The 18,182-nt window shown below is 67.4% G+C and carries 18 protein-coding genes and 2 tRNA genes; 11 read left to right on the top strand and 9 right to left on the bottom strand.

What is annotated here, in order from left to right; genetic code table 11:
* Position 1: 1 nt before the first annotated feature.
* From AB0M14_RS07600 to AB0M14_RS07590, 3 genes are all read left to right on the top strand, one after another.
* Positions 2–1,192: an MFS transporter gene (locus tag AB0M14_RS07600; RefSeq protein WP_364990029.1), complete on the top strand. Its 1,191-nt coding sequence runs from the start codon at positions 2–4 to the stop codon at positions 1,190–1,192.
* Positions 1,193–1,234: 42 nt separating this feature from the next.
* Positions 1,235–2,101, top strand: a complete 867-nt coding sequence (locus tag AB0M14_RS07595) for an alpha/beta hydrolase (RefSeq protein ID WP_364990027.1) — start codon at positions 1,235–1,237, stop codon at positions 2,099–2,101.
* 116 nt (positions 2,102–2,217) lie between these two features.
* Positions 2,218–3,018 (top strand): NAD(P)H-binding protein, encoded by an 801-nt coding sequence (locus tag AB0M14_RS07590; RefSeq protein ID WP_364990023.1) that lies wholly within the window; start codon positions 2,218–2,220, stop codon positions 3,016–3,018.
* 51 nt (positions 3,019–3,069) lie between these two features.
* Here AB0M14_RS07590 and pepN read toward each other — a convergent pair whose 3' ends face one another.
* Positions 3,070–5,649 (bottom strand): aminopeptidase N, encoded by a 2,580-nt coding sequence (pepN, locus tag AB0M14_RS07585; RefSeq protein WP_364990020.1) that lies wholly within the window; start codon positions 5,647–5,649, stop codon positions 3,070–3,072.
* A gap of 166 nt (positions 5,650–5,815) precedes the next feature.
* Here pepN and AB0M14_RS07580 point away from each other — a divergent pair, with 166 nt between their 5' ends.
* The gene (locus AB0M14_RS07580) at positions 5,816–6,640 is read left to right on the top strand and encodes a phosphoribosylaminoimidazolesuccinocarboxamide synthase (protein WP_364990016.1); all 825 of its coding nucleotides are present in this window, start codon (positions 5,816–5,818) and stop codon (positions 6,638–6,640) included.
* Here AB0M14_RS07580 and AB0M14_RS07575 read toward each other — a convergent pair.
* Positions 6,637–7,113, bottom strand: coding sequence for an NUDIX domain-containing protein (locus tag AB0M14_RS07575; protein ID WP_364990013.1), 477 nt, complete (start codon positions 7,111–7,113; stop codon positions 6,637–6,639). The two genes, AB0M14_RS07580 and AB0M14_RS07575, sit on opposite strands and share 4 nt — an antisense overlap.
* Positions 7,114–7,249: 136 nt before the next feature.
* Between AB0M14_RS07575 and AB0M14_RS07570 the strand changes: the two genes are divergently transcribed.
* Complete coding sequence (locus tag AB0M14_RS07570; protein WP_364990009.1) at positions 7,250–7,762, top strand: AAA family ATPase; 513 nt, start codon at positions 7,250–7,252, stop codon at positions 7,760–7,762.
* The gene (locus tag AB0M14_RS07565; protein ID WP_364990007.1) at positions 7,741–8,580 is read left to right on the top strand and encodes a hypothetical protein; all 840 of its coding nucleotides are present in this window, start codon (positions 7,741–7,743) and stop codon (positions 8,578–8,580) included. Before AB0M14_RS07570 ends, AB0M14_RS07565 begins: the two co-directional genes overlap by 22 nt.
* 3 nt (positions 8,581–8,583) lie before the next feature.
* On the opposite strand, the gene AB0M14_RS07560 is transcribed toward AB0M14_RS07565, so the two are convergent.
* Positions 8,584–9,498: a hypothetical protein gene (locus AB0M14_RS07560; protein ID WP_364990004.1), complete on the bottom strand. Its 915-nt coding sequence runs from the start codon at positions 9,496–9,498 to the stop codon at positions 8,584–8,586.
* A 158-nt stretch (positions 9,499–9,656) separates the two neighbouring features.
* On the opposite strand from AB0M14_RS07560, the gene AB0M14_RS07555 reads away from it, so the two are divergent.
* Positions 9,657–10,589 carry a hypothetical protein gene (locus AB0M14_RS07555; RefSeq protein WP_364990002.1) on the top strand — a complete coding sequence of 311 codons (933 nt, stop codon included), beginning with the start codon at positions 9,657–9,659 and terminating at the stop codon, positions 10,587–10,589.
* 143 nt (positions 10,590–10,732) lie between these two features.
* Here AB0M14_RS07555 and AB0M14_RS07550 read toward each other — a convergent pair.
* Positions 10,733–10,806: transfer RNA gene (locus AB0M14_RS07550), tRNA-Pro, on the bottom strand.
* A gap of 50 nt (positions 10,807–10,856) precedes the next feature.
* Positions 10,857–10,927 (bottom strand) — tRNA-Gly (locus AB0M14_RS07545).
* Between the two features lie 417 nt (positions 10,928–11,344).
* Here AB0M14_RS07545 and AB0M14_RS07540 point away from each other — a divergent pair.
* Positions 11,345–12,298, top strand: a complete 954-nt coding sequence (locus AB0M14_RS07540; RefSeq protein WP_364990000.1) for a GGDEF domain-containing protein — start codon at positions 11,345–11,347, stop codon at positions 12,296–12,298.
* Between the two features lie 2 nt (positions 12,299–12,300).
* Here AB0M14_RS07540 and AB0M14_RS07535 read toward each other — a convergent pair whose 3' ends face one another.
* Complete coding sequence (locus AB0M14_RS07535; RefSeq protein WP_364989998.1) at positions 12,301–13,140, bottom strand: NAD(P)H-binding protein; 840 nt, start codon at positions 13,138–13,140, stop codon at positions 12,301–12,303.
* Between the two features lie 63 nt (positions 13,141–13,203).
* Here AB0M14_RS07535 and AB0M14_RS07530 point away from each other — a divergent pair, with 63 nt between their 5' ends.
* Entirely contained in the window at positions 13,204–13,602 is a 399-nt protein-coding gene (locus AB0M14_RS07530) for a helix-turn-helix domain-containing protein (RefSeq protein WP_364989994.1), read from the top strand.
* Here the strand turns inward: AB0M14_RS07530 and AB0M14_RS07525 are convergent.
* Positions 13,590–14,387 (bottom strand): DNA-formamidopyrimidine glycosylase family protein, encoded by a 798-nt coding sequence (locus AB0M14_RS07525; protein ID WP_364989991.1) that lies wholly within the window; start codon positions 14,385–14,387, stop codon positions 13,590–13,592. The two genes, AB0M14_RS07530 and AB0M14_RS07525, sit on opposite strands and share 13 nt — an antisense overlap.
* A 110-nt stretch (positions 14,388–14,497) precedes the next feature.
* Positions 14,498–14,971, bottom strand: a complete 474-nt coding sequence (locus tag AB0M14_RS07520) for a ribose-5-phosphate isomerase (RefSeq protein WP_364989989.1) — start codon at positions 14,969–14,971, stop codon at positions 14,498–14,500.
* A gap of 274 nt (positions 14,972–15,245) precedes the next feature.
* On the opposite strand from AB0M14_RS07520, the gene AB0M14_RS07515 reads away from it, so the two are divergent.
* Complete coding sequence (locus tag AB0M14_RS07515; protein WP_364991396.1) at positions 15,246–16,115, top strand: M48 family metallopeptidase; 870 nt, start codon at positions 15,246–15,248, stop codon at positions 16,113–16,115.
* 6 nt (positions 16,116–16,121) lie between these two features.
* Here the strand turns inward: AB0M14_RS07515 and AB0M14_RS07510 are convergent, their stop codons facing one another.
* Positions 16,122–16,766: a disulfide bond formation protein DsbA gene (locus AB0M14_RS07510; RefSeq protein WP_364989987.1), complete on the bottom strand. Its 645-nt coding sequence runs from the start codon at positions 16,764–16,766 to the stop codon at positions 16,122–16,124.
* 179 nt (positions 16,767–16,945) lie between these two features.
* Here AB0M14_RS07510 and AB0M14_RS07505 point away from each other — a divergent pair, with 179 nt between their 5' ends.
* Positions 16,946–18,160: an FAD-dependent oxidoreductase gene (locus AB0M14_RS07505; protein WP_364989984.1), complete on the top strand. Its 1,215-nt coding sequence runs from the start codon at positions 16,946–16,948 to the stop codon at positions 18,158–18,160.
* Positions 18,161–18,182: the final 22 nt, after the last annotated feature.

Genomic DNA, 18,182 nt, shown 5'->3' with positions numbered 1-18,182 from the left:
CATGTCCCACTACAAGATTCCGGCTGGCGGCCTTGCCTGGGCCGGGCTCGCGGCAATGACCGTCTCGTTCGGCTTGAACTTCTCGATGGGTGTGTTCTTCGCCCCGACCGCCGCCGACTACGGCGTGAGCGCGACGGTGCTCGCGGTCGCCGCGGCGCTGGGCACCGCGGTCACGGGTGTGGTCCAGCCTTTCGTGGGCCGGTTGCTCGACGCGGTCGGCGCCAAGATGGTGCTGATCGGTGGGCTGGCGCTCATCTCGGGCAGTTACCTCGTGCTGTCGTCGGTGCGCCACACCTGGGAGTTCGTCGCGGCCTACATGCTGCTCGGCGGTGCCGGTTTCGCGGCGTCCTCCACATTGGCGGTCACCACGCTGATCGGTCGGGCCCTCGGCGAACGGATGGGCCCGGCCCTGACCCGGGCGGCTGTCGGCATCAACCTCGGGCAGCTACTCGGCCCGTGGGCCGCGACCGCGATGTTCGAGCCGTTCGGTGTCCGAGCCACCTACGCGCTGTTCGGCGCGGCGGGATTGGCGGTCGCGGCCCTGCTGTGGGCGATCCTGCCTGCCGATCGGGTGCGCGATCCCGTTGCGGGACACCGCGAATCACTGGCCGGTCGAGGCCGGGTCCTGGTGTCCTTCGGCTTGCATTCGGCGACGTTGTACGTCGTGATCCTGATGCTGCCCAAGCACGCCATCGAGGAGGGCTGGTCGGTGGTGTCGGCCGGGCGGCTGGTGGCGCTGGCCGCGATCGCGGCCGGGCTGACCTCGACGGCCATGGTGTCGCTGCAACGCAGGTATCGGCCCGAGGTCCTGCTGCGCGGCCTGTACCTGGTGCGGATCGCGGCGCTGGCGCTGGCGATCGCACCGCTCGACGCGCTCGGTGTGGTCGCGGTCCTGTTCGGGGCCGCCTCCTTCCCGATCGTGCCGCTGACCATGGCGATACTGTCCCGCGGCCTCGATCCCGCCCGGATGGGCCGGACCCTCTCGCCCGCCTGGGTCATCCACCAACTGTCGGCGGCCGCGGGGCTGGCCGTCGCCGGCCTGATCCATTTCCACACCGACAGCTATCGCGGTTATTTCGCACTCGGCCTGGCCTTCAGCGTCGCCGCCGCACTGCTGCTCGCCCCCGAACCTCGTACGCCGCAACGAAACCCAGGAGTTGTCAACGCGCGAATCCCCGAACCGCATCGATAGCACTACCTCCCAACAACATTGGATCCAAGAAGGAGCAAGACCATGACCGCAGTGCACCACCACACCATCGACATCCAGGGCCTGCCGGTGTTCTATCGCGAAGCGGGAGACCCGGCCAAGCCGACACTTGTTCTGCTGCACGGATTTCCGACCAGTTCCGCGATGTTCCGCAACCTGCTGCCGGAACTGGCCGCCGACTACCATCTGATCGCGCCGGACCACGTCGGCTTCGGCCAGTCGGCGATGCCCTCCGCGCACGCCTTCGACTACACCTTCGAAAAGCTCACCGAGATCACCCTGGAACTACTCGACAAACTGGGCATCGACCGCTTCGCCCTCTACATCCAGGACTACGGCGCCCCGATCGGCCTGCGCATCGCCTCCCGCAACCCGGACCGGGTCACCGCGCTGATCACCCAGAGCGGCAACGCCTACCTGGAGGGCTTCACGCCCTTCTGGGAGGCCCTGTTCGCGCACGCCAACGATCGCGCCGCGCACGAGCCGGAGGTGCGCAAGCTGCTTACGGCCGAGGCCACGAAATGGCAGTACACGCACGGTGTTCCGGCCGACCGGCTGCCGCTGGTCAGCCCCGACACCTGGACCCTGGATCAGCACTACCTGGATCGCCCGGGCAACAAGGAGATCCAGCTCGACCTGTTCGCCGACTACAAGGTCAACCTCGACGGCTACCCGGACTTCCAGAAGTATTTCGCCGAACACCAGCCCCCGGTCCTGATCACCTGGGGCGAACACGACGAAATCTTCGGCCCCGACGGCGCCCGCGCCTTCCTGCGCGATCTCCCCGACGCCGAACTGCACCTGCTCGACGCCGGCCACTTCGCCCTGGAAACCCACGGCCCCGAAATCGCCGCCCTGATCCGCGATTTCCTGGCCCGCAAACTGGGCTGACAGCATGACGGCGCGCTCACCCGAGGGATGAGCGCGCCGTCGCGTTGTGACACGGTCCCGTAGCGCGGCATTTTTGGTGCTTGCATGGCGATCGAATTTCCGGGCACGGTGGGGGCATGAAGATTCTTGTCACGGCTGCAAGTGGAAACATCGGCCGCATGGTCGTGGATCATCTCCTCGCGGCGGGGGCCGATGACGTACGAGTGCTGTCCAACCATCCGGAGCGGGCCGCGTTTCCGCCCGGAGTCGAGGTGGTCAAGGGATATCTAGGGAAAGTGTCGACGCTCACCGGCGCGTTCGACGGTGTGGAACGGATGTATCTCGCTCCGGTGCTGGAGACCGTCGAGGACGTGGTCGCGCTGGCCCGCAAGGCGGGGGTCCGGCACATCGTCGACCTGTCCGGCGACGAGACCACGGACTGGCAGCCGATCGCGCGGGCGGTCGAGCAGTCCGGCCTGGAGTGGACCCACCTGTACGCCGGTGAGTTCAGCGAGAACGCCGCCATCTGGTGCGATCCGATCCGGGCGTCCGACGAGGTGCGCGATCCGTTCCCCGAGGCCGCGAACGCCCCGATCGCCATGGCGGACATCGCCCGCGTCGCGGCCAAAGTCCTGCTGTCCGAAGGGCATGCCGGCCAGACCTACACCCTCACCGGCCCGCAGACTCTCACCCGCGCGGAGAAGATCCAGCAGATCGGCGCAGCCCTCGGCCGCAACCTCAGCATCGTGAAAGTTCCCCGCGACGAAGCGATCCGGATCCTGGAACCGGCGATGGGCGAGTACGCCGAATGGTACGTCGACGGCATCGGCAGCATGGTCGACCATCCGCAGCAGGCCACCACCACGGTCGCGGACCTCACCGGTTCGGCGACCACCTTCGCCCAGTGGGTGACGGCCAACACCGACCAGTTCCGCTGAACGAGAAGGGGCCCGGATGCGATCGAATCCGGGCCCCTTCGTTCGTGGTTCCTACTGGGCGTCGAAAGCCCGTGCGCGCAGCGCACGTTCGATGCCCGCCTTGCCCTCGCTCACCAGGCGGCGCAGGGCCGGCGGGTGGTTGTCGGCGAGGAACTTGTCGGCCGTGGCGACGGCGTCCTGGCTGATGTCCCAGGACGGGTAGAGGCCGACCACGACGGTCTGGGCGACCTCGCTGGAACGCCGTTCCCAGACGCCGGGGACGTCGGAGAAGTAGCGCTCGGTGTACGGGAGCAGCAGGTCGCCCTGGCCGGCCGGGGCGAAGCCGCCGACGATGGCGCGGGCGGTGATGTTGGGCAGCGAATCGTCGGTCATCACCTTGGTCCAGGCCTGCTCCTTGACCGCGGCCTGCGGGCGTGCGGTGGCGGCGGCCGCGGCCTGGCGCTTGCCCGCCGCGGTGTTGTCCCGCGCCAATTCCGCGTCGATGAACGGGGTTTCGAGGCCCTCGGCGTCGATCTTGCCGGCGGCGGCGAGCGCCGTCACCAGGCGCCAGCGCAGATCGGTGTCGACGGTCAGCCCGGCCAGGCCGGACGCGGCCGGATCGCCGTCGATCAGCGCGCGCAGCACCTCGGTGTGCCGCTCCTCGAGCTTGGCGCCGGTGAGCGCGTTGACGAAGGCGAGCTGATGATCCGAGCCCGCTTCGGCCGCGCGCGCCAATTCCAGCAGGCGATCGGCGAATTCGGGCCAGCCGGTGCCGGCCGCCCAGGACGGGTCGGCGTAACTGCCCAGGGAGGTGTGCGCCTGCATCAGAAGACGCTGCACCACACCGATTTCGGTCTCCGCGCCGACGCCGCGCTGCACCAGGGCGACGAAATCGCGGGCCCGCATCTCGGCCTGGCGGGTCATCTCCCACGCGGCCGACCAGGCCAGGGTGCGGGGGAGCGGTTCGGCGATATCGCCGATCCGGTTGACCAGCACGTCCAGCGAATCCGGGTCCAGGCGCACCGAGCAGTAGGTCAGGTCGTCGTCGTTGACCAGTACGAACTTGCCGCTCGGTACGCCGGCCAGCTCCGGGACCTCGGTGCGTTCGGCGGCGAGCAGATCCAGCTCGACCCGCTTGGTGCGGACCAGCTTACCGTCCTGGTCGTCGTAGACGCCGACGGCGAGGCGGTGCACGCGCCGTTCGCCCGCGCCCGGGGCGGCGCCCTCCTGGAGGACCGCGAACGAGGTGAAGTTGCCGTCCGCGTCTACCTGGAAGTCGGGACGCAGGATGTTCAGGCCGGTGGTCTTGAGCCACTGCGCGCCCCAGTCCGACAGGTCACGCCCCGAGGACTGCTCCAGCGCCGACAGCAGGTCGTCGAAAGTGGCGTTGCCGTAGGCATGTTCGGCGAAGTAGGCGCGCAGGCCGGCCAGGAACGGCTCCAGCCCGACGTAGGCGACCAGCTGCTTGAGGACCGAAGCGCCCTTGGCGTAGGTGATGCCGTCGAAGTTCACCTCGACCGCGTGCAGGTCGGGGATGTCCGCGGCGATCGGGTGCGTCGAGGGCAGCTGATCCTGCCGGTAGGCCCAGGACTTCTCGACGTTCGCGAACGTCGTCCAGGCGCTCTTGTACTCGGTGGCTTCGGACTGGCACAGCACCGACGCGAAGGTCGCGAACGACTCGTTCAGCCACAGATCGTCCCACCACTTCATGGTGACCAGGTCGCCGAACCACATGTGCGCCATCTCGTGCAGCACGGTCTCGGCGCGGCGCTCGTAGGACGCGCGGGTCACCTTGGACCGGAAGACGTAGTCCTCCAGGAAGGTGACCGCGCCCGCGTTCTCCATCGCGCCGGCGTTGAACTCCGGCACGAACAGCTGGTCGTACTTGCCGAAGGCGTAGGGGACGCCGAAGTTTTCGTGGTAGAAGCCGAAGCCCTGCTTGGTCTCGGTGAACAGGCGCTCTTCGTCCATGTGCGCGGCCAGCGACGCGCGGCAGTAGATGCCGAGCGGGATGGTGCCGTGCTCGTCGGTGTACTCGTCGGTCCACTCGGCGTAGGGACCGGCGATCAGCGCGACGATGTAGGTGCTCATCCGCGGCGTGGTCTTGAACACATGCTTGCCGGGGTCGGCGAGCAGGGTGTCCACGGGCGCGCCGTTGGAGATGACCTTCCAGTCCGACGGAGCGGTCACGCTGACGTCGAAGGTGGCCTTCAGATCGGGCTGGTCGAAGCAGGCGAACATGCGCTTGGCGTCGGCGGTCTCGAACTGGGTGTACAGGTACACCGCGTCGTCGGTGGGATCGACGAAGCGATGCAGGCCCTCACCGGTGTTGGAGTACTCGCAGTCGGCCTCCACCACGAGTTCGTTGCGCTCGGCCAGACCGGTCAGGGCGATGCCCTTCTCCTCGTCATAGGACGACACGTCGATCGCGGTCCCGTTCAGGACGGCCGACCGCACCCCCCGCGCCACGATGTCGATGTAGGTGCTCGCGCCGGCCTGCGCCGTGAAAGTCGCTGTGGTGCGCGAGAAGAAGGTCTGCTCGCCCGGTTTACCCGCCCCGTCGGTCAGGTCGAGTTCGATGCGGTAGTTCTCGACGTGCACGGTCGAGGCGCGTTCGATCGCCTGTTCACGTGTGAGGTTGGGTGCGGACATGAGGCTCCTTCGGTGTCGAAGAACGGGTGGAACTTTTCTGCGTCAACCCTATCGACGCGGCTCGCGCCGCGCCCGTGAGTTACGCCCGCCGGAAATATTGCGGGCGCGGCGCGACGGTATCCTGCCTGCAGCGGCAGGTTCACCCCCAGGATTCGGAGGCTCCACGTTGAAGCATGTGCACGCCGGTAAGGTGCGCGATCTGTACGAGGACGGCGACACCCTGTTGCTGGTCGCCTCGGATCGGGTTTCGGTCTACGACGTCGCACTGCCCACGCCGATCCCGGACAAGGGCGCGCTGCTGACCCAGCTGTCGAACTGGTGGTTCGAGTTCTTCGCCGACGTCCCCAACCATGTGCTGTCGACCACCGACGTGCCCGCCGAGTTCGCCGGTCGCGCGATCCGGGTGAAGCCGCTGAAGATGGTCATGGTGGAGTGCGTCGCCCGCGGCTACCTGACCGGCGGCGGGCTCAAGGAGTACCAGGCCACCGGCACGGTCTCCGGTATCGCGCTGCCGCCCGGGCTGCGCGACGGCGACAAGCTGCCCGAGCCGATCTTCACGCCCAGCACGAAGGCTTCCGAGGGGCACGACGAGGCGATCAGCTTCGACGACGTGGTGAACCAGGAGGGCCGCGAGGTCGCCGAGAAGCTGCGCGATCTGACCCTCGACATCTACACCCGCGGCGCCGGGCACGCGGCTTCGCGCGGCGTCATCGTCGCCGACACCAAGGTCGAATTCGGCTGGGACGGCGACGTTCTCACTCTCGGTGACGAGGTCCTCACCTCCGATTCGTCGCGCTTCTGGCCCGCCGATCAGTGGCAGCCCGGTCGCGCGCAGCCGTCCTTCGACAAGCAGTTCGTCCGCGACTGGTCCACTTCCACCGGCTGGGACAAGGAGCCGCCCGGCCCCGAGATCCCCGCCGACATCGTCGCGGCCACCCGCCGCAAGTACGTCGAGGCCTACGAACTCATCACCGGCCGCACCTGGGCCTAGCCGAGCCGCTCGGCCAGCCGCTCCACATAGGGCTGCTGGCCTTTGGTCAGCTTCTCCCGGGCGGTTTCCAGCCCGAACCACTCCGCACGATCGATCTCCGGGAACTCGGCCAGCTTGCCCGACCGCGGCGGCCACTCCATCTCGAAGGTCCCCGGCACGATCACGCCGGGGTCCAGGTCGGCCTCGACCGCCCACGCGACAACGGTTTTCCGCTTACTGCCACTGCCGTAGGCGACCTCACCGAGCTCCACCCACGCACCCTCGGGCACCGGCACACCGAGCTCCTCGGTGAACTCCCGCCGCGCCGCGGCCTGCGCGTCCTCCTCGCCGGGCAGGTATTCACCCTTCGGAATCGACCACGCCCCAAGGTCTTTGCGCGCCCAGAACGGCCCGCCCATGTGCCCGAGCAGTACCTCCACGCCGCCCTCGCCCCGCCGGAACAACACAACCCCCGCGCTGAATGCCGCTGCCACGCAGTGCAGTCTGCCCGATGGTCGCGGTGCAGGAGGGAATGACCACACCCTCAGATCGCCATGATCCCAACGGGTGCTCGTTGCCGACCCCTCGGGACTAACGTTTCTGGGTTGGACGGCTATGGGAGGAGTTTGGGTGACGACTCTGGTTGTTCTGCGCGGCAATTCGGGTTCCGGCAAATCCACCGTCGCCCACGAGGTGCAGCGGCGCTTCGAGCGCGGCGCACTCCTCGTCGTCCCGCAGGACATAGTCCGCCGTCGAATGCTGCGCGAGGAGGATAAACCCGATGGTTCGAACGTCGACTTGATAGCGCACATCGCCACGTTCGGCCTCGAACGAGGTCTGATCGTCCTGGTCGAAGGGATTCTGCGTGCCTCCCGCTACGGCCCTATGCTGCAGCGACTCTCGGCTGTAGCCGACCACACTCTCTGCTACGCGTACGACCTGTCGTTCGAGGAAACCACCCGCCGCCACACGACCCGGCCGCAGTCCGCCGAATTCGGTACCGCCGAGATGCGGTCCTGGTATCGGGGTTGGGATCCGCTCGACTTCGTCGACGAGGTTCGGTTCGACGCTACGTGGACCAGCGCCGCCGCTATCGACCGGCTGCACTCCGACATTGTCGCTTGGTCTGCGTCGTCCCGCTGATCGAACTGTGCTGTCGCATCGCCGCATCCGGCAGGGAGTGGAAGAGTCTTGCATTCAATGATGCTGTAGCACAGTATCTTGAGATGAGCTTTACAGTGAATGAGGCACGGCTTCAGTGGCTTTGGACCGAGATCGAACGTGCCCACAGCGCGCTCGTGCATGGACTGAGCATCCTCGACGGCGCGCCGACGACGACGTCGCTGGCAGACCAGTTGCTCTTCAAAGCGAACTCGACCCCCTTCGGCAATACGCCGGGAGGTCTCGCGTGCCGCGCGGCCCACACCGAGGCGCACGGAGCCGCGAAGAACACACTGAAAGCGTTCGGTGGCACGGTCGACGGCGATGTCGAGCGGTTGAAGTTGGCGGTCGGGCTCTACCTGACCATGGATGATGCGAACGCCGAGAAGTTCTTGCTCAGCAACGGCAACATGCTCGACTTCCTCAGTGCCCATTTGAGCAACTTGGGGGAGAACAACAAGCACTCAGGAGATCAGGCCGCCCAGATCGCCAAACTACGTGGCCTTGTCTCCGGTCTGGAGAACGGCAACGTCGTCGTCAGCGGAGACTTCAACGCCAAGGCCGACGGCGACAAGCCGTCGGCGCCCGAGATCCAGAACTTCGGTCCGCATGGTTTCGACACCGACGCGGACCGGATCTACGACGGCCCCGGCGGAGCGCCGCGGGGAACCTCGGAGAGCTACAACGAGATCGACCATGTGCTGCCGCGTGGGGTCGGTACCACCGAGGCCGAACGGTGGGACCGCGGCGAATCCGACCACGACGGGCAGCGTCTCGATATCACCATCCCCGCTTGGTAACGCTCAACGATCGACGGTGATCGGGACTCGCGTGACGGAGCGGCCCTCGTCGCCGTCCCCGAGGTCGGTGACGGTGACATCCCCCGTACTGAGGCCGCTGCCTGTTCGTACTGCGACCGCGTTGCCGAACGGGTTGGGCCACCAGAGATCTACGGTTTGATTCTTCATCGAGGCCTTCCCGAAGTGCACCTCCCAGTTACCTTCGGGATCCAGCCGATCGAGTGCTGTCTGCAACATCGCCGCGCCGTCGCCGAAGAGTTCCTGCAGCGTCGCCACGTCTACCTTGCCGTCGATGAGACGCTGAGCCAGCTCGCCCATGTCGTGCATCTGGTGACCCTGACCCCAGGGCTTGTTGCCCTTGCCGCCCTGCTGAACATTCCAGTTGAGCGTCCGCAGGGTCCGGCGCGTCCACTTGCTCTCGTAGTCCTTGAACTTGGCCGTGGCCGACTGGAAGGTCTCGGTGTCATTCGCCAGCTGTTTGTCGACCCGGCCGCGAATCTCGGTATACGCCGTGACCAGCTTCCCCACCAGTTCTTGCTGCTCGTCGTCGGCAGGATTGAACTCGACCGCGCCGCGCAGCCCGGTCTCGGTGAACGGCACCTTCCCGTTGAGCTTCGCCTTCTCATTGTCCAGCTGCCCCTGGTTGAACCGCAGAGTATGGATGCACGCCCCAACCGCGGTAGCCACCTTGCCGGCCAGATCGGCGCACTCGTCCAGGTCGGCGACCAGCTTGCCGCGATGGCTGTCGTACCGCACCGACGCGGGCCCCTGCCACCCCGACCCGACCACCTTGCCGGCCGCCTGGTTGATCGTCTCCGCCGCCCACGACAACTTCTCCTGCTGCGACTTCCATGCAGTCTGGTAGGTGCCGAGCTTGGCGAGATCTGCGTCGAGGTCGTACACGACTACGGGTGCCATGGAGTCATCTTGCCCCGCAAAGGAATTGAGTACAAGACGCCAACTCTGGTGGTATCCGCCGACCACGCCGAAACGCTCAATCTTGCGGAAATAACCTGTCCGAGGGCAAACTCGTCGCATCGTAGTCCTGACGAGGGGGAAATCTGGTGTTGCGCCGCGTGGCTTTGGTAGCCGCTGTGCTCCTGGCCACGGTCGGCTGTCAGCGGGAGCCGGCGGGGCCGGAATTCGACGGGTTCTGGCTGACCGCGCCGCAGACCGATCAGCAGCGTGTGGAACTGCTGCGTCGGGCGCGAAATATCGACCCGTGCGCGCTGATCCCGCGTGCCGCGCTCGGCGAGACCGGACCCGTGGACACCGTCTTCTCGGCCGGTCCGCAGACGTGCGAAGCGAAAGTCGGTGTCAGCGATACCAGCCTCGGCAGGCTGGTGCGCTGGTGGCTGTCCGGGCCGAAATCGACGCCGGTCACCGACAAAGGCGTCACCAAGCAGATCGACGGTGTCACCGTCCTGTTGTCGAACAACCTAGACGCCGACCCGGAATGGCAGCCGAATCCCCGAGTGGCGACGACATGCACGGTCTCCGCACGCTTCCCGTCCACCATCGGCCTGGCTCTGAGCGTTGATATGCCCGCAGGCACCGACCCCTGCGTGGCCGGCGAGTCACTGATCCGAACCGCCCTCAGCGAATGGAAAAACGAACCGCAGCAGGGTGTTTCGCCGGACACCAGCAAGACGGTCCTCACGGGCGCCGACCCGTGCGCGGTGGTGCCCCGGCTGGGCGTCAGCGAGAGCGTCGGTGATGTACACCTCGAGCAGTGCAGTTTCCGATTCCAGGGCGACGACATCAGACTCGACTACGAGTACGAATCCGAAGACCTGGTCACCAGCGACGATTCGTACACAATCGGCGACCGGCCGATCTACCGCAAAGCGGTACAAGGCTTCCTGTTCTACGACGCCCCGGTAGGCCCGGCGGTAAAGGGGTCCGGCGGCCAGTACCGCTCACCTCTCGTCCCTGTCATCGCACTGTCGGGAACCAACCAGGCGGCGCTGGATGAAGTCATGCGCCAAACCCAGGCTCTACTGGGGTAACCCTGCTAGAGCAGCGCCTACGACAGTAGGCAATAGCTTGCTCGGTGTCGTGGCGGTCAAAATCGGGCATAACCGGTACGGCCGTGCGGATTTAGGCCGTGACCAAACAGCCCCTGAGCTGGGCCGATGGTTTCGAACTTCTGTCGGGGTGACAGGATTTGAACCTGCGACCCTCCGCTCCCAAAGCGGATGCGCTACCAAGCTGCGCTACACCCCGTGAGCCACGGCCCTGAGGCGGCGCCGTGGACGAATGATCCCCCTGTGAAGAGCGGGTGACGGGAATCGAACCCGCACCATCAGCTTGGAAGGCTGAGGTTCTACCATTGAACTACACCCGCAAGGCATACGACATCGATGGGATCGCCAGATGTCGTGTGCGCAACGACTGTACCGAATGTCGCCGCGGAAATGCCAATCGCCCCGGCCGGGGTGTCACCGTGTCGGTTCCGGCATACCTCCGGCGTGTCTGCCCGCGACTCTCCAGCGAACGAAAATTAGGTGTAACGCTCGGCGGCCTGGAGCGATCACACTTCCGATCGCCATTCGCGAGGCAACGGAAACTCGTTGTAAAACGACGTTTTTCGGCGCCGGGTGGCTTGCTAGGATCCTTTTTGCCGGACGGGGGTATCTGGAAAGGGGGCGGTGAGCGTGCGCCGTGCTTGGTGGACCGAACCGCGTAGCCGTAGAGGTGAGGCCGGCTCCTGCCTGGGCGCACTGCGCCCGGCTACCGATGCCATCCGTGGCGGGTGAGGGCGATGTCCGAATCGTCGCCTCCCGTCAAGCAGATGGCCCGCGCGTGGGCGCAGGCCGTCTGTGCCGAACCGGGCTCGCACACCACGATGAAGGACCTAGAACCGGTTCTCGTCGACATCGTCAATCGGCTGCTCGATCTGGCCGAATCCGAGCCCTTCCCGATGCTGGACGCCCGCGCGCTGGGCGCTCGCCTGGCCGAACCGCCGTTCGAACGCACCCGGATGCTGGCCCAGGCGAGCCGCTGGCTGCTCGGTTTCCCCGCGGGGCGGCCGGGGTCTCTGGTCGCCACCCGCTGGCCGTTCGTGGCCAGCCAGGCCATCGACAGCTACGCCCAGGCGTTGCAGGAGCGCGCCCTGGCCCAGCAGGAGCGGAACATCTCGGCGAAAGTCTCTCTGCGCGTGCAGGAGATCGCGGCGCTGCAGCACCGCCTGCGGCACGAAGCCACCCACGACGCGCTCACCGACCTGGCCAACCGCACCCTGCTGCAGGACCGGGTCCGCCGCATGGCCGCCGACCCGGCCGGCAGCGTCGGCCTGCTCGTGATCGACCTGGACCGCTTCAAGCAGATCAACGACGGCTACGGCCACGCGGTCGGCGACGAGGTCCTGGTGGAGCTGGCAAACCGCCTGCGCGAGGTCTGTCCGCCGGACACCGTCATCTGCCGCTACGGCGGCGACGAGTTCGTGCTCGCCGTCGACCGCGACCAGCTCGTACTCGCCGATATCGCCAACCAGATCGTGGCCGCCCTGCGCGACCCGGTCTGGACCTCGGCCGGTCCGGTTCCGGTCTCGGCCAGCGTCGGCACGGCACACAACCCGCCCGGCCGGTCCTACGACTTCACCGACTTGCTCCGCCGCGCCGACCAGGCGATGTACTCGGCGAAAACCGCGGGTGGCCGCCGGTTCGCGTTCTCGGAGTCGGGCGAGCCGGAGATCGACGCCGCCGTCGCGGGGTGAGCTCAGGCCCGGCCGAAGTCGTCCGCGTGGTCGCGGGCCCATTCCGCGAAGGTCTGCGCGGGGCGGCCCGTGACGTCGCGGACCGTGGTCGACAGCTGCGGCGGCTGCTCGGTCGCGGCCTTCCAGCCCGCCAGAATCGCCGTGGCGACGACCGGCGGCACGGTCTTCTCCAGCTCCCCGCGCGCGTGCTCGACAGTGGATTCCACGACGGCGATGTCGCGGCCGACAGCGTCGGCGATGTGCCGCACCCGCTCGCGCATGGTGATCGACTCGGTTCCGAGCACCGGGTAGGCGACGCCGCGATGCGCCGGGTCGGTCAGCGTGGTCACCGCCACAGCGGCCAAATCCTTTTCGTGCACGACGGCCATCCGGGACTCGGGATAGGGCAGGTACACCTCGTTCTGGCTGCGGATGGACTCCTGCCACCACCACAGCAGATTCGTGGCGAACATGCCGGGCCTCAGGAACGTCCACGCCAAATCCGAGTCCGCCAGCGCGGATTCGACCCGGTGGTGCATCCACGCGATCGGGTTGCTCGCGGGATCGGGATCGGTGGCCGCCACGGACGACAGCAGCACGACGTGTTGCACCCCGGCGGATTCGGCCGCGGCGACGAATCCGTCGATCCCTTCGGGTTTGGCGTAGAGGAACACGCTCTGCGCGCCGTCGAGAGCGGCGGGCAGCGTCTCGGGCCGATCGAGGTCGGCGGCAACCGCCTCCGCTCCGCCCGGTAGTGCGCCGGGATTGCGGCTGGTCATACGAACGTGTGCGCCAACGGAATTCAGGCCGGTCACAACGTGGCGGCCGACGTTTCCACTGGCTCCGAATACGACTATCGACATGGACGCACCGTAGGCAGCTGAACTCGCCAAAGGTAAGTACCTACCTGGAGGTAAGCTGCTGAAATGGCGGTAGGCCCACAGCTCCAGCACCCCGGCGCGGAGGGGATGGGTGACGCATTTCACCCCGAATGCGTATGGCGCGACGTGATCGATCTCTCCAGCCGATGGACCGGGCCGATCCTGCATGTGTTGCGCGAGCGTCCATTACGGTTCTTCGAACTCCAGACGGCGCTCGAAGGCATCAGCGACAAGATGCTGTCGCAAACTCTGCGCACACTCGTCCGCGACGGATTGGTCACGCGCACAGTGGAGCCCACCACCCCGCCGCGCGTGACCTATGAACTCACCACTCTCGGCCACAGCCTCGCCGACTCACTGGCCCCGTTCATCGCATGGGTGCGCCGGCACGCGACCGATGTGCTGGCGGCCCGGCGGCGGCACGACGAGCCTCAGTCCGGTTGACAGGTGGGGCACCAGAACAGGTTTCGCGCATCCATGACAGCGTGCAGCACCGGCGTGCCGCACACCCGGCACGCCGAGCCCTGCCGCCGATAGACATAGGTCCGCGGGCGATCCGCGGCATAGGACGGTTCCCCGTAGTCGTGTTCGGGCCGGACGACCACCATCTTGCCGACCCGCACCCCCACCTTCATCAGGGCGACCAGGTCCGTCCACATCGCCTGCCACTCTTCGGCACTCAGCGCGGTACCCGCCCGATGCGGTGAAATTCCATGCCGGAACAGCAGTTCCGCGCGATACACATTGCCCACCCCGGCCAGCACCCGCTGATCCATCAGCAAAGCCCCGATCGGCCTGCGCGACCGGTGAATCCGCTGCCAAGCCCGATCCGGATCGGCGCCGCGCCGCAGCGGATCCGGCCCGAGCCGCTCGGTCAGCGCCGTCACCTCCGCCTCGGTGTACAGCTCACAGGCTGTCGGCCCGCGCAGATCGGTCCCGTTCGCGACCCCCACCATCCGCATCCGCACCTGCCCGACCGGCTCACCCATCGGCACCGCCGCCTCGGTGAACGCCCCGTACAGCCCGAGATGCACATGCACGATCAGCCCGGACTCATACCGATGCAGCAAATGCTTCCCCCAGGCCTCCGCCCGAACCAGCACCTGCCCATCCACCCGCGCCGCCCCCGCAGCGAACTTCCCCTGCGGACTCGACACCCGCACCACACCCCCGCCGAACACCTTCTGATGCCCCCGAGCCAGCCGATGCAACGTATGCCCCTCAGGCACAACCGTTCCTCTCCATGCCGATAACAGAGAAGTGGGACATGACCGAGGCGAAACGCGAGTAGCGCCCTCGGTCATGTCCCACTTGTCAGATGCTTCGCGCCCCTGGCCGGTCAGTAGGCGGGGACGGCGGGGGCTTCGCCGGTCTTCTCGTATTCGGCGAGGATGTCGATGCGGCGCTGGTGGCGCTCCTCGTCGGACCATTCGGCGGCCAGGAAAGCGTCGACGATGGCGAGGGCTTCCTCGGTGGAGTGCATGCGGCCGCCGACGCCGATCAGCTGCGCGTTGTTGTGCTGGCGGGCCAGTTGGGCGGTTTCCACGCTCCAAGCAAGCGCGCAGCGAGCGCCGGGCACCTTGTTGGCAGCGATCTGCTCACCGTTGCCGCTGCCGCCGAAGACCAGACCCAGGCTGCCAGGGTCGGCGACGGTGCGTCGCGCCGCCTCGATGCAGAAGGCGGGGTAGTCGTCGAGGGCGTCGTACTCGAGGGCGCCGCAGTCGACGACCTCGTGACCCGCCTGCTCCAGATGGGCCTTGACGTGATTCTTCAGTTCGAAACCGGCATGGTCGGCACCCAGGTATACGCGCATGGCAGGGATTCTGTCAGGCCGGTCAGCGGCGCCTGCGACAGGGGACCGCCTCGCAAAAGTGTGGCCCGGGACACAGCGTGGGGAACGGTACGGTCGAAATATGCAGTCGCAAGACCCACCGTCGCAGCCGGAACCGCACGCCGAGCCAGGCGCCCCGGCCGGCGGCCCCACGGCGTATGGCCCGTACCCGACGGGCGCCTACCCCGCGCCGTACGGCTACGGCGGGCCTCCGGTGCCGCCGCAACCCCTGCCGCGCGGCCTGTCGCCGTACGGCATGCCCGCCCGGCACAGCTGGGAGATCGGGCTGTTGTGCGTGGTGGTGGGGATTACCGCGCTGGTCTTTCTCCTGGCCGCGCTGGACGCTTTCGCCGTGTTGTTCCTGGGCGGCGCCGCCGCGCTCGGCATCTACACGTTCTACCTGCTGCTCGCCCCGCTGCTGGTGTGGTTCGCCCGCGGCACGCTCTACGCGCGCCTGCGCACGAACGGCGTGAAGATGTCGCCGACCCAGTTCCCCGAGGGCTATCAGATGGTGGTCGAGGCCGCCGCCAGATTCGGGATGGCGTCGGTGCCCGACGCCTACGTGGTGCTCGGCAACGGCCAGATCAACGCCTTCGCCTCCGGCCACGGCTTCCGGCGTTTCGTCGCCGTCAACAGCGACCTGTTCGAAATCGGCGGCGCGGCAAGGGAACCCGACGCGCTCGCGTTCATCATCGGGCACGAGGTCGGGCATATCGCGGCCGGGCACACCTCGTACTGGCGCATGCTCGGCATGTACCTGGCGCCGTTCCTGCCACTGCTGGGCCCGGCGCTGCTGCGCTCCCAGGAGTACACCGCCGACAACCACGGCGTCTGCTTCCGCTACTCCGGCACGCCCGCGGCGATGGGCACCCTGGCGGCCGGCAAATACCTCAATACCCTGGTCGCCTATGACGAGATGGCCAACCGGGCGAGCGCCGAGAAGGGCTTCTTCGTCTGGGTGTACAACGCCATGTCCAGCCATCCGGTGCTGACCTGGCGGATGTGGGCGCTGCGCGACCGCACCCGGCACGGCAAGCTGTTCATGCGTCCGGAGGTCCCGCCGCCGCTGGGCCCGGCGACCCCGTACGGACAGGTTCCGGCGCAACCGCCGAAACCTGTCCCCTGAGCGAACTCAGTCGAAGGCCGGGTCTTCGGTGCGGGTGCGCTTGAGCTCGAAGAAGTGTGGGTAGGACGCGAGCGCGACGACACCGTCCCACACCTTCCCGGCGTCCTCGCCGCGCGGAATCCGCGACAGCACCGGCCCGAAGAACGCGACACCGTTGACATGGATGGTCGGCGTGCCGACGTCCTTGCCGACCTTGTCCATGCCGGCATGGTGGCTCTTGCGCAGGGCCTCGTCGAAGTCGGTGCTCTCGGCGGCCTTGGCCAGTTCGGCGGGCAGCCCCACCTCGGCCAGCGCGTCGGCGATCACCGCGTTCAGGCTCTCCTTGCGGTCGGGCCGCTCGTATTCGGCCCGGCGGTCGTGGATGCGGCTGCCCAGCGCGGTGTACAGCGGGGAGAGCACCTTGTCGCCGTGCTCCTGAGCGGCGGCGATGGCGACCCGGACCGGGCCCCAGCCGGTGCTCAGCAGCTCCTTGTACTGCTCGGGCAGGTCGTCGCGGTCCTCGTTGAGAACCGACAGGCTCATCACGTGGAAGCGGGCCTCGATGTCGCGGACCTTCTCGACCTCGAGGATCCAGCGCGAGGTGATCCAGCACCAGGGGCACAGCGGGTCGAACCAGAAGTCGGCAACATTCTTCTCGGCCGGGTCGGTCACGGGAACGTCCTCTCGATCGGAGTTTCGGCAGCCGCGACCGGACGCGGCACGGCCGTTATCGGGAACCAACCATCTGACGGCTCGATTCGTTCCCGTTCACCGGAACGCGAGATTTCCAGAGTCCATCGCCATAGGGTTGGGGCCTGGAGTCCCGGTTCCCACTCGGCAAGGAGTCCGCCATGACCACGGAACGTCATTTCATTGTCGTCGGCGGCGGTCTGGCCGCCGCCAAACTCGCGGAAGCGCTGCGGGCCAACGACTTCGAGGGCCAGGTCACGCTGATCGGTGCCGAAGAGCATCTGCCCTACGAGCGACCACCGCTATCCAAGGATCATCTGTTCGGCAAGAAGAACCTCGCCGACTTCGTCGCGGCGCCCGGGCAGTGGTACCGCGATCATCGCATCGACGTCCGGCTCGGCACCGAGGTGACGGCGATCGATCGCGCCGCGAAAACCGTGACGCTGCCCGATGATTCGACGCTCTCCTACGACAAGCTGGCACTCGCCACCGGCTCCGCGCCGCGCCGGCTCGATCTACCCGGCGCGGACGGGCCGAACGTGCACCAGCTGCGCACCATCGAGGATTCCGACACGATTCTGCGGCTGCTCAGCGGTGAGCCGAAGATCGGCAGTCTGGCCATCATCGGGGCCGGATGGATCGGCCTGGAGGTCGCCGCCGCGGCCCGGTCGGCGGGGGTCGAGGTCACCGTCGTCGAGTCCGCCGAGCTGCCGCTGCTCGGGGCGCTCGGGCCCGAGATGGGGGAGTTCTTCGCCCAGCTGCACCGCGACAACGGGGTGGACCTGCGGTTCGGGGCCGAGGTCGCGGCGATCGACGGGTCCGGCCTGCGGCTGGCCGACGGCGGCGCCGTCGCCGCGGACGCGGTGCTCGTCGCGATCGGCGCGGCGCCGAACGTTCAGTTGGCCGCCGACGCGGGCCTCGAGGTCGACAACGGCGTCCTCGTGGACGCGGGCCTGCGCACCAGTGATCCCGACATCGTCGCCGTCGGTGACATCGCCGCCCATGATCATCCGCGCCTGCACCGCCGGATCCGGGTCGAGCACTGGGCGAACGCCCTCAACCAGCCGGCGGTCGCGGCTGCCAGCATGCTCGGTAAGACCGCCGAATACGACCGGCTCCCATACTTCTTCACCGATCAGTACGACGTCGGCATGGAGTACACCGGCTACGCGTCGCCGGGGGAGTACGAGCGCGTGGTGGTCCGTGGCGATCAGGCCAAGCGCGAGTTCGTCGCGTTCTGGCTCGATTCCCAGCAGCGGGTGCTGGCGGGCATGAACGTCAACGTCTGGGATGTCACCGACCGGATCAAGGAGTTGATCAGCTCCGGAGCCCCGGTCGACCCGGCCCGGCTCGCCGACACCTCCGCCGAATTGTGACTTGGATCACATTGTTGGAAGT

The sequence above is a fragment of the Nocardia sp. NPDC051832 genome (assembly GCF_040681285.1).
In the GTDB taxonomy this organism is placed as follows: domain Bacteria; phylum Actinomycetota; class Actinomycetes; order Mycobacteriales; family Mycobacteriaceae; genus Nocardia.
The sequence above is the reverse complement of the archived record's forward strand: the minus strand, read 5'-3'. Positions and strand labels throughout refer to the sequence as shown.

Excerpts from the sequence above, each read along its gene's own strand:
- AB0M14_RS07530 (WP_364989994.1), top strand. The coding sequence starts at position 13,204 with ATGGCGGTAGGCCCACAGCTCCAGCACCCCGGCGCGGAGGGGATGGGT.
- AB0M14_RS07560 (WP_364990004.1), bottom strand. The coding sequence starts at position 9,498 with ATGGCACCCGTAGTCGTGTACGACCTCGACGCAGATCTCGCCAAGCTC.
- AB0M14_RS07600 (WP_364990029.1), top strand. The coding sequence starts at position 2 with ATGTCCCACTACAAGATTCCGGCTGGCGGCCTTGCCTGGGCCGGGCTC.
- AB0M14_RS07515 (WP_364991396.1), top strand. The coding sequence starts at position 15,246 with ATGCCCGCCCGGCACAGCTGGGAGATCGGGCTGTTGTGCGTGGTGGTG.
- AB0M14_RS07540 (WP_364990000.1), top strand. The coding sequence starts at position 11,345 with ATGTCCGAATCGTCGCCTCCCGTCAAGCAGATGGCCCGCGCGTGGGCG.
- AB0M14_RS07590 (WP_364990023.1), top strand. The coding sequence starts at position 2,218 with ATGAAGATTCTTGTCACGGCTGCAAGTGGAAACATCGGCCGCATGGTC.
- AB0M14_RS07520 (WP_364989989.1), bottom strand. The coding sequence starts at position 14,971 with ATGCGCGTATACCTGGGTGCCGACCATGCCGGTTTCGAACTGAAGAAT.
- AB0M14_RS07595 (WP_364990027.1), top strand. The coding sequence starts at position 1,235 with ATGACCGCAGTGCACCACCACACCATCGACATCCAGGGCCTGCCGGTG.
- pepN (WP_364990020.1), bottom strand. The coding sequence starts at position 5,649 with ATGTCCGCACCCAACCTCACACGTGAACAGGCGATCGAACGCGCCTCG.
- AB0M14_RS07505 (WP_364989984.1), top strand. The coding sequence starts at position 16,946 with ATGACCACGGAACGTCATTTCATTGTCGTCGGCGGCGGTCTGGCCGCC.
- AB0M14_RS07535 (WP_364989998.1), bottom strand. The coding sequence starts at position 13,140 with ATGTCGATAGTCGTATTCGGAGCCAGTGGAAACGTCGGCCGCCACGTT.